12 protein-coding genes are annotated in these 13824 nt (G+C 57.8%); 9 read left to right on the forward strand and 3 right to left on the reverse strand.

Annotated elements, in window-relative coordinates:
* The 7 genes from lpxA to tilS all read left to right on the forward strand — a co-directional run bounded on the left by lpxA (nucleotide 1) and on the right by tilS (nucleotide 9001).
* Nucleotides 1-789 carry an acyl-ACP--UDP-N-acetylglucosamine O-acyltransferase gene (gene lpxA, locus CVE23_RS05440; RefSeq protein WP_038661490.1) on the forward strand — a complete coding sequence of 263 codons (789 nt, stop codon included), beginning with the start codon at nucleotides 1-3 and terminating at the stop codon, nucleotides 787-789.
* Between the two features lie 3 nt (nucleotides 790-792).
* On the forward strand, nucleotides 793-1941 hold the full coding sequence (gene lpxB / locus CVE23_RS05445; protein ID WP_100849058.1) for a lipid-A-disaccharide synthase: 1149 nt from the start codon (nucleotides 793-795) through the stop codon (nucleotides 1939-1941).
* The gene (gene rnhB / locus CVE23_RS05450; protein WP_038918091.1) at nucleotides 1938-2534 is read left to right on the forward strand and encodes a ribonuclease HII; all 597 of its coding nucleotides are present in this window, start codon (nucleotides 1938-1940) and stop codon (nucleotides 2532-2534) included. Before lpxB ends, rnhB begins: the two co-directional genes overlap by 4 nt.
* A 75-nt stretch (nucleotides 2535-2609) precedes the next feature.
* Nucleotides 2610-6092 (forward strand): DNA polymerase III subunit alpha, encoded by a 3483-nt coding sequence (gene dnaE / locus CVE23_RS05455; protein WP_100849059.1) that lies wholly within the window; start codon nucleotides 2610-2612, stop codon nucleotides 6090-6092.
* A gap of 12 nt (nucleotides 6093-6104) precedes the next feature.
* Nucleotides 6105-7064: an acetyl-CoA carboxylase carboxyl transferase subunit alpha gene (gene accA, locus CVE23_RS05460; RefSeq protein ID WP_038661476.1), complete on the forward strand. Its 960-nt coding sequence runs from the start codon at nucleotides 6105-6107 to the stop codon at nucleotides 7062-7064.
* A 184-nt stretch (nucleotides 7065-7248) separates the two neighbouring features.
* Nucleotides 7249-7638, forward strand: a complete 390-nt coding sequence (locus CVE23_RS05465) for a VOC family protein (RefSeq protein WP_100849060.1) — start codon at nucleotides 7249-7251, stop codon at nucleotides 7636-7638.
* Nucleotides 7628-9001: a tRNA lysidine(34) synthetase TilS gene (gene tilS / locus CVE23_RS05470; protein WP_100849061.1), complete on the forward strand. Its 1374-nt coding sequence runs from the start codon at nucleotides 7628-7630 to the stop codon at nucleotides 8999-9001. The genes CVE23_RS05465 and tilS overlap by 11 nt, the downstream gene beginning before the upstream one ends.
* A 45-nt stretch (nucleotides 9002-9046) precedes the next feature.
* Here the strand turns inward: tilS and rof are convergent, their stop codons facing one another.
* The gene (rof, locus tag CVE23_RS05475) at nucleotides 9047-9307 is read right to left on the reverse strand and encodes a Rho-binding antiterminator (RefSeq protein WP_038661467.1); all 261 of its coding nucleotides are present in this window, start codon (nucleotides 9305-9307) and stop codon (nucleotides 9047-9049) included.
* Nucleotides 9294-9494, reverse strand: a complete 201-nt coding sequence (locus CVE23_RS05480) for a YaeP family protein (protein ID WP_013316770.1) — start codon at nucleotides 9492-9494, stop codon at nucleotides 9294-9296. The genes rof and CVE23_RS05480 overlap by 14 nt, the downstream gene beginning before the upstream one ends.
* A 239-nt stretch (nucleotides 9495-9733) precedes the next feature.
* Between CVE23_RS05480 and CVE23_RS05485 the strand changes: the two genes are divergently transcribed.
* Nucleotides 9734-10282 carry a YaeQ family protein gene (locus tag CVE23_RS05485; protein ID WP_038918097.1) on the forward strand — a complete coding sequence of 183 codons (549 nt, stop codon included), beginning with the start codon at nucleotides 9734-9736 and terminating at the stop codon, nucleotides 10280-10282.
* Between the two features lie 45 nt (nucleotides 10283-10327).
* On the forward strand, nucleotides 10328-10930 hold the full coding sequence (locus CVE23_RS05490) for a copper resistance protein NlpE N-terminal domain-containing protein (protein WP_038918098.1): 603 nt from the start codon (nucleotides 10328-10330) through the stop codon (nucleotides 10928-10930).
* A gap of 76 nt (nucleotides 10931-11006) precedes the next feature.
* Here the strand turns inward: CVE23_RS05490 and mutS are convergent, their stop codons facing one another.
* Entirely contained in the window at nucleotides 11007-13562 is a 2556-nt protein-coding gene (gene mutS, locus CVE23_RS05495) for a DNA mismatch repair protein MutS (protein WP_188726079.1), read from the reverse strand.
* Nucleotides 13563-13824: the final 262 nt, after the last annotated feature.

The following is a 13824-nucleotide window of genomic DNA, read 5'->3' on the forward strand; positions in this document are numbered from 1 at the left end:
GTGATTGATCAAACCGCCTTTATTCACCCCAGTTCGATTGTTGAAGACGGCGCTGTTATCGGCGCCGGTGTGCATATTGGGCCGTTCTGCCATATCGGTGCGCAGGTTGAAATCGGCGCGGGTACGGTACTGAAATCTCATGTCGTCATTAACGGTATCACCAAGATTGGTTGTGATAACGAAATCTATCAGTTTGTCACGATTGGTGAAGTCAATCAGGACCTGAAATACGCAGGCGAGCCGACTCGCGTTGAAGTGGGCGACCGTAACCGTATCCGTGAAAGCGTGACCATTCACCGTGGCACAGCGCAGGGCGGCGGGTTGACTAAAGTCGGTAATGATAACCTGCTGATGATCAATACGCATATCGCTCACGATTGCGTCATTGGCAATCGCTGTATCCTGGCGAACAACGCCACGCTGGGCGGTCATGTCTCCGTTGATGATTTCGCGATCATTGGCGGCATGACGGCGGTGCATCAGTTCTGCGTAATTGGCGCGCACGTGATGGTGGGCGGCTGCTCCGGTGTGGCGCAGGATGTCCCGCCGTATCTGATCGCGCAGGGCAACCACGCCACGCCGTTCGGCATCAACATTGAAGGGCTGAAGCGCCGTGGGTTTGAAAAAGAAACCCTGCATGCTATCCGCAACGCTTACAAGCTGATCTATCGCAGCGGCAGAACGCTGGACGAAGTGAAAGCCGATCTCGAAGCGCTGGCGGCGGAGCACCCGGCGGTACAGGCATACCTTGATTTCTTTACCCGCTCGACGCGCGGCATTATTCGCTAAGTTATGACGCCGCGTCCCCTGACTATCGGACTGGTCGCCGGAGAAACCTCCGGCGATATTCTTGGCGCAGGCCTGATCCGCGCGCTGAAAACGCACGTGCCCGATGCCCGCTTTGTCGGCGTGGCCGGGCCGCGTATGCAGGCGGAAGGTTGCGAAGCCTGGTACGAGATGGAAGAGCTGGCGGTGATGGGCGTGGTGGAGGTGCTGGGGCGCCTGCCGCGCTTACTGAAAATCCGCCGCGACCTGACGCAGCGTTTCAGCGAATTGCAGCCGGATGTGTTTGTCGGCATCGACGCCCCCGATTTCAACATTACTCTGGAAGGCCGCCTCAAGCAGAATGGCATCAAAACCATTCACTATGTCAGCCCGTCGGTGTGGGCATGGCGGCAGAATCGTGTGTTTAAAATCGGTAAAGCCACCAATCTGGTGCTGGCGTTTCTGCCGTTCGAAAAAGCGTTTTACGATCGTTTCAATGTCCCTTGCCGTTTTATCGGCCATACCATGGCGGATGCGATGCCGTTGCATCCGGACAAAGCTGCGGCCCGGCGTGCGCTGGGGCTGGCTGAGGATGCGCGTTGTCTGGCGCTACTGCCCGGCAGCCGAAGCGCCGAAGTGGAAATGCTGAGCGCCGATTTTCTGAAAACGGCGCAATTGCTGCGGCAAACCTATCCTGGGCTGGAAGTCGTGGTGCCGATGGTTAACCAACGTCGCCGCGAACAGTTTGAACAGATTAAAGCTGAGGTTGCGCCAGAGATGGATGTTCACCTGCTGGACGGGCAGGCGCGTGAAGCGATGATCGCCAGCGACGCCACACTGCTCGCGTCCGGTACGGCCGCGCTGGAATGCATGCTGGCGAAGAGTCCGATGGTGGTTGGATATCGGATGAAGCCGTTCACGTTCTGGCTGGCGAAACGACTGGTGAAAACGCCGTGGGTGTCGTTGCCCAATTTGCTGGCCGGGCGCGAGCTGGTCAGGGAATTGCTGCAGGATGACTGCACGCCTGACAAACTGTCGGCGGCGCTGCAGCCCTGGCTGGCTGGCGGCGAAGCGGCGCAGCAATTGCAGCAGGTCTTTTTGCACCTGCATGAGCAGATTCGATGCGACGCCGATGAGCAGGCGGCGCAGGCTGTACTGGAGCTGTGGCGGTCATGAGTGAGGTTTTTGTTTATCCCCAGGCGCATTGTATTGCCGGTGTGGATGAAGTGGGCCGCGGCCCTCTGGTGGGCGCGGTGGTTACGGCGGCGGTAATTCTGGACCCCAACCGGCCGATTGCCGGGCTGGCGGATTCCAAAACGCTTAGCGAGAAGCGCCGTGTGGCGCTGTACGACGAAATCCGTGAAAAAGCGCTGGCCTGGAGTCTTGGCCGCGCTGAACCGGAAGAGATCGATACGCTCAATATTCTGCACGCCACCATGTTGGCGATGCAGCGCGCGGTAGCCGGATTGCCCATCACGCCGGATTTTGTGCTGATCGACGGTAATCGCTGCCCATCGTTGCCGATGCCGTCGCAGGCGGTGGTCAAAGGCGACAGCCGGGTGGCGGAAATCAGCGCGGCCTCGATTCTGGCCAAAGTGACGCGAGATCGCGAAATGGAAGTGCTGGACCAGCAGTTTCCTGAGTATGGATTTGCGCAGCACAAGGGGTATCCTACGGCGTATCATCTTGAAAAGCTGGCGACGCTGGGCGCCACCCTTCATCACAGGCGCAGTTTCGCCCCGGTCAAACGGGCGCTGGGCCTGGCATAACGCAAACGCATAAAACGCATATGTGCCTGATGTTGTTCACCAGGCGGGTTACTGAAGAGATTATGGGATCCGGAAATGGCCGAACCACGTTTTGTTCACCTGCGTGTTCACAGTGACTATTCCATGATCGATGGGCTGGCGAAAACCGGCCCGTTGGTAAAAAAAGCGGCTGCGCTGGGGATGCCGGCGCTGGCGATCACCGATTTTACCAACCTGTGCGGGCTGGTGAAATTCTATGGCGGCGCGCACGGCGCCGGCATCAAGCCAATCATCGGTGCGGATTTTTATCTGCAGAGTGAAGAGCTGGGCGACGAACTGGCGCACCTCACCATTCTGGCGATGAACAACGAAGGTTATCAGAACCTGACGCTGTTGATTTCCCGCGCCTATCAGCGCGGGTACGGCGCCGCTGGGCCGACGATTGATCGAGCATGGCTGGTGGAGTATCAGGCCGGGTTGTTGCTGTTGTCCGGCGGGCGCCACGGCGACATCGGCAAGTTTCTGCTGCGCGGCAATCAGGTGCTGGTGGAACAGAGCGTCGCCTTTTATCAGCAGCATTTTCCGCAGCGGTTTTATCTGGAGCTGATCCGTACCGGTCGGCCGGATGAGGAAAGCTACCTGCATGCGGCGGTGGAGCTGGCGACCGCGCATGGCTTGCCGGTGGTCGCCACCAACGAGGTCTGCTTCATCAGTCAGGATGACTTCGAGGCCCATGAGATCCGCGTGGCGATTCATGACGGCTTCACGCTGGACGACCCGAAACGCCCCCGAAATTATAGCGTGCAGCAGTACATGCGCAGCGAGGAGGAGATGTGCGAGCTGTTTGCCGATATCCCCGAAGCGCTCATCAACACCGTAGAGATAGCCAAACGCTGTAATGTCACCATTCGGCTCGGCGAGTATTTCCTGCCGCAATTCCCTACCGGCGACATGTCGACCGAAGACTATTTGGTGATGTGCTCCAAAAAAGGGTTGGAAGAACGACTGGAATTCCTGTTCCCGGATGAAGAGGTTCGCGCCCAGCGCCGCCCGGAATACGACGAACGTCTGGAAATCGAACTCAACGTCATCAACCAGATGGGTTTTCCCGGTTACTTCCTGATCGTAATGGAATTTATCCAGTGGTCGAAGGACAACGACGTGCCGGTAGGGCCGGGACGCGGCTCCGGCGCCGGCTCGCTGGTGGCGTATGCGCTGAAAATCACCGATCTGGATCCGCTGGAGTTTGACCTGCTGTTCGAACGCTTCCTTAACCCGGAGCGTGTTTCGATGCCTGACTTTGACGTCGACTTCTGCATGGAAAAACGCGATCTGGTGATTGATCACGTGGCGGACATGTACGGCCGCGACGCGGTGTCGCAAATCATCACCTTCGGTACCATGGCTGCCAAAGCGGTTATCCGCGACGTTGGCCGGGTGCTGGGGCATCCGTACGGCTTTGTCGACCGCATTTCCAAACTGGTGCCGCCCGACCCCGGTATGACGCTGGAGAAAGCCTTCGCCGCGGAACCGCAGCTGGGCGAAATTTACGAGGCGGACGAAGAGGTCAAGGCGCTGATCGACATGGCGCGCAAACTGGAAGGGGTAACCCGCAACGCCGGTAAGCACGCCGGGGGCGTGGTGATTTCGCCTACCAAAATTACCGATTTTGCGCCGCTGTACTGCGACCCGGAAGGCAACCACCCGGTCACCCAGTTCGATAAAAGCGACGTGGAATACGCCGGTCTGGTGAAATTCGACTTCCTCGGCCTGCGCACGCTGACCATCATCAACTGGGCGCTGGAGATGATCAACGCCCGGCGCGCCAGACAAGGGCTGGAGCCGGTGGATATCGCCGCCATCCCGCTGGACGATAAGAAAAGTTTCGATATGCTGCAGCGCTCGGAAACCACAGCGGTATTCCAGCTTGAATCGCGCGGCATGAAAGACCTGATCAAACGCCTCAAGCCGGACTGCTTTGAGGATATGATCGCGCTGGTGGCCCTGTTCCGTCCGGGGCCGCTGCAGTCGGGCATGGTGGATAACTTTATCGACCGTAAACACGGGCGTGAAGAGATTTCCTACCCGGATATCCAGTGGCAGCATGAGACGCTGAAACCGGTGCTGGAACCGACCTATGGTATTATCCTGTATCAGGAACAGGTGATGCAGATTGCCCAGGTGCTGGCAGGGTATACCCTCGGCGGCGCGGATATGCTGCGCCGTGCGATGGGTAAGAAAAAGCCCGAAGAGATGGCCAAGCAGCGCTCGGTGTTTAAAGAGGGCGCGGAGAAGATGGGCGTCGACGGCGAGCTGTCGATGAAAATCTTTGACCTGGTGGAGAAGTTCGCCGGTTACGGCTTCAACAAGTCGCATTCGGCCGCCTACGCGCTGGTATCGTATCAAACGTTATGGCTGAAGGCCCATTATCCGGCGGAGTTCATGGCGGCGGTGATGACCGCGGATATGGACAACACCGACAAGATCGTCGGATTGGTGGATGAATGCTGGCGTATGGGGCTGAAGATCCTGCCGCCGGACATCAACAGCGGTCTGTACCATTTTCACGTCAACGATGACGGCGAGATCGTCTACGGCATCGGCGCCATCAAAGGCGTGGGTGAAGGGCCGATCGAAGCCATCATTGAAGCGCGTAATAACGATGGTTATTTCCGCGATTTGTTTGATCTCTGCGCCCGTACCGATATCAAAAAGCTGAACCGGCGGGTGCTGGAAAAGCTGATTATGTCCGGCGCGTTTGACCGGCTGGGGCCGCACCGGGCGGCGTTGATGAATTCGCTGGCGGATGCCATGAAGTCGGCGGAACAGCACGCGAAAGCGGAGGCTATCGGTCAGGCGGATATGTTCGGGGTGCTGGCGGAAACGCCTGAGCAGGTGGAGCAATCCTACAGCACGGTGCCGCCGTGGCCGGAACAGGTGGTGCTGGACGGCGAAAGGGAAACATTGGGGTTGTACCTGACCGGACACCCCATCAATCAGTATCTGAAGGAAATTGAACGCTACGCGGGAGGCGTGCGTTTAAAAGACATGCATCCCACGGAGCGGGGAAAAATGACCACTGCCGTCGGGTTGGTGCTCGCCGCCCGGGTGATGGTGACCAAACGGGGCAACCGTATTGGCGTCTGTACGCTGGATGATCGTTCCGGTCGTCTGGAAGTGATGCTGTTTACCGACGCGCTGGAAAAATATCAGCACCTGCTGGAGCAGGATCGCATTTTGATTGCCAGCGGACAGGTCAGCTTTGATGACTTCAGCGGCGGACTTAAAATGACGGTCAGAGAGCTAATGGATATCAGCGAAGCGCGGGAAAAATACGCGCGCGGGCTTGCTATCTCGCTGACTGACAGGCAAATTGATGACCAGTTGTTAAACCGTCTCCGTCAGTCGTTGGAACCCCATCGATCGGGGACGATTCCGGTGCATCTCTACTACCAGCGCCAGGACGCGCGTGCCCGGCTACGTTTCGGTGCGGCATGGCGTATCACGCCCACCGATGGGTTGCTGAATGATTTACGTACCCTGGTTGGTAATGAACAGGTAGAACTGGAATTTGACTAAAATAGGAATACTATGAGTCTGAATTTTCTTGATTTTGAGCAGCCGATTGCAGAGTTGGAAGCAAAGATTGATTCCCTGACCGCAGTCAGCCGCCAAGATGAAAAATTGGATATTAATCTGGATGAAGAAGTTAAGCGTCTGCGTGAAAAGAGCGTAGAGCTGACGCGCAAAATCTTCGCCGATCTGGGCGCCTGGCAGATTGCCCAACTGGCGCGCCATCCACAGCGTCCTTATACCCTGGACTACGTTCAGCACATTTTCTCCGACTTTGACGAACTGGCCGGCGATCGCGCCTATGCCGATGACAAGGCAATCGTCGGGGGCATCGCCCGTCTTGACGGGCGTCCGGTGATGATTATTGGTCATCAGAAAGGCCGCGAAACCAAAGAAAAAATCCGTCGCAATTTCGGGATGCCGGCGCCGGAAGGTTACCGCAAGGCGCTGCGTCTGATGGAGACGGCTGAACGTTTCAAAATGCCGATCATCACCTTTATCGACACCCCGGGCGCATATCCGGGCGTAGGGGCGGAAGAGCGCGGCCAGTCTGAAGCGATCGCCCGCAACCTGCGCGAAATGTCCAGCCTGCGTGTACCGATCGTCTGTACGGTGATTGGCGAAGGCGGCTCCGGCGGCGCGCTGGCTATCGGTGTCGGCGACAAGGTGAACATGCTGCAGTACAGCACCTATTCAGTTATTTCGCCGGAAGGCTGCGCCTCGATTCTGTGGAAAAGCGCCGACAAAGCGCCGCTGGCTGCGGAAGCGATGGGGATTACCGCACCGCGTCTGAAAGAGCTGAAGCTGATTGACTCGGTGATTCCGGAACCGCTGGGCTCAGCCCATCGTGATGTAGCAGCAATGGCCGCATCGCTGAAATCACAGTTGCTGTCTGACCTGAACGAACTGGATACGCTGAGCGAACAGGAATTGCTGAACCGCCGTTACCAGCGTTTGATGAATTACGGCTACTGCTGATTTACCTCGCTATGCATCAAACAAGTCCGCGATTGGGAACGATCGCGGACTTTTTGTTATGCTGATAACGGTGTTACGCGACGTGCCATCACCGCGGCGGCTTATTGTTCGACCCGCATTTTCTCCTCAACCATGACATGGCATCGGCGAGCGTGGTGGCGCGCCATTCAGGGGAACCACTCTTATGCTGACATTGCTGAATGTTCACCATATCGCGATTATTGCCTCGGATTATGAGCGCAGTAAGCGTTTCTATTGCGACGTGCTCGGTTTTACGCTGCAACAGGAGGTCTACCGGGCGGCCCGTGACTCCTGGAAAGGCGATCTGGCGCTTAACGGCGCTTATCTGATCGAACTGTTTTCATTCCCTTCGCCGCCGGCACGCGTCAGCCGACCGGAAGCCTGCGGGCTGCGTCATCTGGCGTTTGCGGTTGACGATATCGAACAGGCGGTCATTGCGCTGAACGAGGCGGGGGTGGACTGCGAGCCGGTGCGGACAGACGAGTATACCGGCCGCCGTTTTACCTTCTTTGCCGATCCGGACGGATTGCCGCTTGAGTTGTATGAACGCTGATACCGATATTTTCCCCGAACTGCTGACGGCGATTGACGCGCAGATTGCGGCCGATGGGCACTATCTGGTGGCCTACAGCGGCGGGCTGGACTCCAGCGTGCTGCTGCATTTGATGATGCGTTTACGCCGACGGCGTGTATCGTCTTTACCGGTATTGTCTTTACAGGAATTGTCTTTACAGGAATTGCCTCTGCGGGCGGTGTATGTGCATCACGGCCTGAGCGCGCATGCCGATGCGTGGGCTGAACATTGCCGCGCCCAGTGCCTGCGCTGGCAGGTGCCGTTCGATGTGTTGCAGGTTCAGGTGGATGCCCGCGACGGCGGCGTTGAAGCCGCTGCGCGGTCCGCGCGTTATCAGGCGTTGCAACAGCATTTGCATGACGGGGAAACGCTGCTGACGGCCCAACATCAGGATGACCAGAGCGAGACGTTCCTGCTGGCGCTTAAACGCGGCAGCGGGCCTGCCGGACTGGCGTCGATGGCGGCGACCGCGCAACCAAACGGCGTTCGGCTGCAACGCCCGCTGCTGGGGATAGCCCGCGAACAACTGGAGGCTTATGCCAACGCGTACCAGTTGACGTGGGTGGAGGATGACAGCAACGCCGATGAGCGCTACGACCGCAATTTTCTGCGCCGACAGGTGTTGCCGTTGCTGAAACGGCGTTGGCCTCATTTCCCTTCAGCGGTGGCGCGCAGCGCAGAACTGTGCGCGGAACAGGAACAACTGCTGGATGAACTGCTGGCTGAGTCGCTGGCGACGCTGCGCAATGCCGATGGTGCGTTGAGCGTGGCGGCGTTGACGCCAATGAGCACCGCACGGCGGTTCGCTTTATTGCGTCGTTGGCTGGCGGAGCAGGGCGCGCGTATGCCGTCCCGCGAACAACTGACGCGATTGTGGGAAGAGGTGGCGACCAGCCGTGACGATGCCAACCCTTGCCTGCAACTCGGTTCGTGGCAGGTCAGGCGGTTTCGCCACTACTTGTATCTGCTGCCGGCGATGACGCCGGTAACCGAATATGTGCTGCCGTGGCAGCCAGCGGCCGCGCCCTTGCCGTTGCCGGATAACCTCGGGCAACTGCGGGTATCGACGCAGGGAACCTGGATGCGGCAGCCGCGCCATGACGAAGTCGTCACCGTGCGTTTCGGTTTTCAGGGGTATGTGCAGATAGTCGGGCGTGCTCACGGCCGCCCTATCAAGAAATTATGGCAGGAGCTGGACGTGCCGCCGTGGCTGCGGGAACGCACGCCGCTGATTTTCTATAACGACCAGTTGATTGCGGCGGTCGGGCGATTTGTGACCCGTGAAGGACAGGCGACGGTGGATGAGAGCGGATGGTTTATCGACTGGCGTGGGCTGAAATAAAAACGGACAACCCGCGTTGTCCGTTGCTGTAGACGAAAAGGGCTGTCAGGGCTCGCTGACCACCACTTTACCAATTTCGGGGTGACTGAAGCTGAGGATATGGTCGAGACGGAGCTCGCGTTTCTGACCCGACTCTTCAATCACCAGATATTCGATATTTTTTCGAGAGATCATATCACTGGCTTTACCGACCACGACCTCGCCAGTGCGCAGTTCAACCGTCAGCGTCAGATGCTGCTGGCAGGTGGCTTCCAGGTTATCGTAGTCATCACAATTGATGGGTTGATATTCATTACTCATTGACATAATCGCTCACCAATAAGTTAGCGGCGGCATAAGCCGCCTGTTCCCTGACAGAGGATGGTAATTCGCTGTTTGTCGCGATGCCATCCAGGGTTTTCAACACACAACCCAGCGCGTCGGGTATAAACCCCAGATCGCCACTGGCGATCTCCGCGTACAGACGGCGCACTAATTCACTGTATTGTTGCATAATATCCTCTCTTAGAGCTTAACCCGGTAGAGATTCATGCATCCTTCATTGTTATGGTGACTGCAATGTAAGTCTACGAAGATAAACTCTCATCTTCTTTCCGACTATAGCATAGGCCCCGGTAGGTTATCAGCATAATGCAACAGCATAATTCTGCTGTTACCGCCCATAACGCGCATGTGACTGTGATGTACGTCGCAGCTGGGGTAGACTAACGGCTCTGTAATTAGGGGTAGAGAATGGCCTTAAAAGCAACGGTTTACAAAGCCAACGTCAACATCGCCGATATGGATCGCGCGTTCTTCCAGGATGTCAGCCTGACGCTGGCCCAGCACCCTTCCGAAACCGACCAGCGCATGATGCTGCGACTGCTGGCGTGGATCTGCCATGCCGATGATCGGTTGCGTTTCACCAAGGGATTGAGCGCGGATGACGAGCCGGAAATCTGGCAACATAGCGACGACGGTCAACTGATGTTATGGATTGAACTGGGCCTGCCTGATGAAAAACGCCTGAAAAAAGCCTGTAGTCTGTCGCCCGACGTGGTGCTGTATGCCTATGGCGAGCGCGCTGCCCGAGTATGGTGGCAAAACATGGCCGACAAGGCGGCGTCTCTGTCCAATCTGACGGTGTATTTTCTCGATGATCAGCAACTGGCGAGCCTGGCTGCCCTGGCGAAACGTTCCATGACATTACAGGCTACGTTGCAGGAAGGAACTATCTGGCTGTCTGACGATCAGAATAATCTGGAATTGTCGTTCAGTAGCTGGCAAATTGCCCAAGGTTAAGGATGATCTGACAGCATGCCAGCACAACACAGCAGGAGAATAAGGATGAAAAAACTGGCGACAGGGGTGATGCTTGTTCTTTTATTATCGGGGTTGATGGGGTGCCATTCCCGCCCCCAGATTCAGGAAGAGCCATTACGCCCGATGGCGCAATATTATCGCGGTAAGTTGCCTTGTGGCGCGTGCGGCGAGATGGATACGTCACTGTTTTTGAATACGGACGGCAGTTTTGTCATGCAGGAGAGCTACCCGTCCGGGACTGACGGTAACACCACCGTTGCGGAATCGGGCCGCTGGAGCCGTACCGCCGAACGGCTGGTACTGACCGATAACTATGGCGAGAAACGCTATTTCCGCCCGTTAAACAATGGCCTTGAAGCCTTGGGCGATGACGGCCAGCCGTTGGGCGCCGCCGCTCAGCGTTACCGGCTGCTTGCCGTGGATAAGCAGGATAAGCCGGTAGAGCCCGCATGTCTGAGCCTGCTTCCCGGTCGTGATATGCGCGCGATAACGGCTGCGGTTGAGCGTTATATGACGAAGCAACCGGGTGGGCATGTATTTTCCATTGCGATGGAGCCGGGAATCACTGCCGTGCACGTGAGCTATTACTCGTATTCCCGCGTGATTGCCTATCCTGTGGCGCTGTGATGTAGCCTTGAGCCTCGGGCGGACAGAGATAGCGTGAGCGGAGAACCTGAAAGCCGTTGTTCTCCGCTCAACACTTTTACATCATTCCTTTCAGTTTATACAACCAGTCCAGCGCCTGACGCGGCGTCAGCGTGTCCGGGTCGATGGCTTCCAGCGCGTCCAGCGCCGGCGACGGTTCTTCCGGCGTGAGCAACGCGAGTTGCGAGCCGTCGACGTGGCTGGCCGAAGCATGACCTGCCAGTGACTCCAGTTCTTTCAGCTTTTGTCTTGCCCGCTTGATGACCTCTTTCGGCACGCCGGCCAGCGCCGCTACTGCCAGTCCGTAACTCTTGCTGGCTGCGCCTTCCTGCACGCTGTGCATAAAGGCGATGGTGTCGCCATGTTCCAGCGCGTCGAGATGGATATTGATCACGCCTTCCATTTTTTCCGGCAGGTTGGTGAGCTCGAAATAGTGAGTGGCGAACAGGGTCATCGCCTTGATTTTGTTCGCCAGCGCTTCGGCGCAGGCCCAGGCCAGCGACAGACCGTCGTAAGTGGATGTACCGCGCCCGATTTCATCCATCAACACCAGACTGTGTTCGGTGGCGTTATGCAGAATGTTGGCGGTTTCCGTCATTTCCACCATGAAGGTTGAACGGCCGGAAGCCAGATCATCGGCGGCGCCGACGCGGGTGAAGATACGGTCGACCGGGCCAATCACCGCCTGTTCGGCCGGGACGTAGCTGCCGATGTGCGCCATCAGCACAATCAGCGCCGCTTGTCGCATATAGGTGCTTTTCCCGCCCATGTTGGGGCCGGTGATGATCAGCAGCCGACGCTGAGGCGACAGCGACAGCGGGTTGGCGATAAAGGGCTCGCTCAGCACTTGTTCCACCACCGGATGGCGGCCGCCGGTAATCTTGATCCCCGGTTTGTCGCTGATAGTGGGGCAGACGTAGTTCAGCGTGTCGGCGCGTTCGGCCAGATTGGTAAGAACATCCAGTTCCGCCAGCGCGCCGGCGCTTTGCTGCAGGTCCGCCAGATGCGGCAGCAGCAGATCGAACAATTCTTCGTACAGGGCTTTTTCCAGCGCCAGCGCCTTGCCTTTTGAGGTCAGTACCTTGTCTTCGTATTCTTTCAGCTCGGGAATGATGTAGCGCTCGGCATTTTTCAGCGTCTGGCGGCGCACATAGTTCATCGGCACCAGATGGCTCTGCCCACGGCTGACCTGAATGTAGTAACCGTGCACGCCGTTGAAACCGACCTTCAGCGTGTCGATGCCAAGCCGGTCGCGTTCGCGGATTTCCAGTTTTTCCAGATAATCGCTGGCGCCATCGGCCAGCATGCGCCACTCATCCAATTCGGCGTTGTAGCCGCTGGCGATGACGCCGCCGTCTCGTACCAATACCGGCGGCGCTTCCACCACCGCGTGTTCCAGCAGGTCGCGCAGCTCATCAAAATGGCCGACTTGCGTCCGCAATTGTTGTACCGCTTCGGCGCTGACCGTTTCCAGCAGAGCGTGAATGTCCGGCAACTGTTGAAAGGCATGACGCATCCGGGCCAGATCGCGCGGACGTGCCGAGCGCAGCGCCAGACGCGCCAGAATACGCTCCAGATCGCCCACCTGGCGCAAAAACGGCTGCAGTTCGGCCGCCGTATCCCGCAGTGCGCCGATGGCCTGCTGACGCCGCAGCAGCGCCTGAACGTCGCGAATCGGCGCGTGCAGCCAGCGTTTCAGCATGCGGCTGCCCATCGCGGTAACGGTACGGTCCAGCACCGAGGCCAGCGTATTCTCACCGCTGCCGGACAGGTTCTGCGTCAGCTCCAGATTACGGCGCGTCGCCGCATCCATGATGATGCCGTCCTGCTGGCGTTCCACGGTGATGCCGCGGATATGCGGCAGCGAGGTTCGCTGGGTATCTTTGGCGTATTGCAACAGACAACCCGCGGCGCGCAGCCCCAGGTGCGCCTGTTCTACGCCGAAACCGGTCAGGTCGCGGGTGCCAAACTGCAGATTCAACTGCTGGCGGGCGGTGTCCAGTTCGAACTCCCACAACGGACGGCGGCGCAGCCCGTGGCGATGCTCAATCAGGGACATCGCTTCAAAGGTTTCCGGATAGAGCAATTCCGCCGGATTGGTGCGCTGCAGCTCCGCCGCCATGGTTTCCCGGTCAACCGGCTCCGCCAGCCGGAAACGGCCGGAGCTGATATCCAGCGTGGCGTAGCCGAATCCCCGGCCTTCCTGCCAGACGGCGGCCAGCAGGTTGTCCTGTTTTTCCTGTAAGAGCGCTTCATCGCTGATGGTGCCGGGGGTGACGATGCGCACCACTTTGCGCTCCACCGGGCCTTTGCTGGTGGCCGGGTCGCCAATTTGTTCGCAGATCGCCACCGATTCGCCCAACTGCACCAGTTTGGCCAGATAGTTTTCCACCGCATGGTGAGGAACGCCTGCCATCGGGATGGGTTCCCCCGCGGAAGCGCCGCGCTTGGTCAGCGAAATATCCAGCAACTGTGAGGCGCGTTTGGCGTCGCCATAAAACAGCTCATAGAAGTCGCCCATGCGGTAAAACAGCAGAATATCGGGATGCTGGGCTTTCAGCTTCAGGTACTGCTGCATCATGGGGGTATGCAAGCTAATGTCTTCTTTTTCCATTTAAATAAATCACTTATAAATTACGATGCCAGTTTTGGGGCAATTGGGGCATTTTGATCCCTATTTTTCATGTTTTCCCAGATGCGATCCAGCTCCCTGTGAGACGCTGAATCTATCCAGCATGCATAGACTTCAACAAGCATTAAGTAATCGTTGTGTGGCGGTCGTTCACCCGGACGCAGCCCGGAATAGGCAGCCAACGTAGCGGCGCCTTATCTACCGGATGCAGACAACCTTTTTAATCAGCACGTTGTATTTACCA

This window comes from Dickeya fangzhongdai (assembly GCF_002812485.1).
Taxonomy (GTDB): domain Bacteria; phylum Pseudomonadota; class Gammaproteobacteria; order Enterobacterales; family Enterobacteriaceae; genus Dickeya; species Dickeya fangzhongdai.

Excerpts from the sequence above, each read along its gene's own strand:
- dnaE (WP_100849059.1), top strand. The coding sequence starts at position 2,610 with ATGGCCGAACCACGTTTTGTTCACCTGCGTGTTCACAGTGACTATTCC.
- CVE23_RS05465 (WP_100849060.1), top strand. The coding sequence starts at position 7,249 with ATGCTGACATTGCTGAATGTTCACCATATCGCGATTATTGCCTCGGAT.
- rof (WP_038661467.1), bottom strand. The coding sequence starts at position 9,307 with ATGTCAATGAGTAATGAATATCAACCCATCAATTGTGATGACTACGAT.
- CVE23_RS05490 (WP_038918098.1), top strand. The coding sequence starts at position 10,328 with ATGAAAAAACTGGCGACAGGGGTGATGCTTGTTCTTTTATTATCGGGG.
- accA (WP_038661476.1), top strand. The coding sequence starts at position 6,105 with ATGAGTCTGAATTTTCTTGATTTTGAGCAGCCGATTGCAGAGTTGGAA.
- CVE23_RS05480 (WP_013316770.1), bottom strand. The coding sequence starts at position 9,494 with ATGCAACAATACAGTGAATTAGTGCGCCGTCTGTACGCGGAGATCGCC.
- CVE23_RS05485 (WP_038918097.1), top strand. The coding sequence starts at position 9,734 with ATGGCCTTAAAAGCAACGGTTTACAAAGCCAACGTCAACATCGCCGAT.
- lpxB (WP_100849058.1), top strand. The coding sequence starts at position 793 with ATGACGCCGCGTCCCCTGACTATCGGACTGGTCGCCGGAGAAACCTCC.
- tilS (WP_100849061.1), top strand. The coding sequence starts at position 7,628 with ATGAACGCTGATACCGATATTTTCCCCGAACTGCTGACGGCGATTGAC.
- rnhB (WP_038918091.1), top strand. The coding sequence starts at position 1,938 with ATGAGTGAGGTTTTTGTTTATCCCCAGGCGCATTGTATTGCCGGTGTG.
- mutS (WP_188726079.1), bottom strand. The coding sequence starts at position 13,562 with ATGGAAAAAGAAGACATTAGCTTGCATACCCCCATGATGCAGCAGTAC.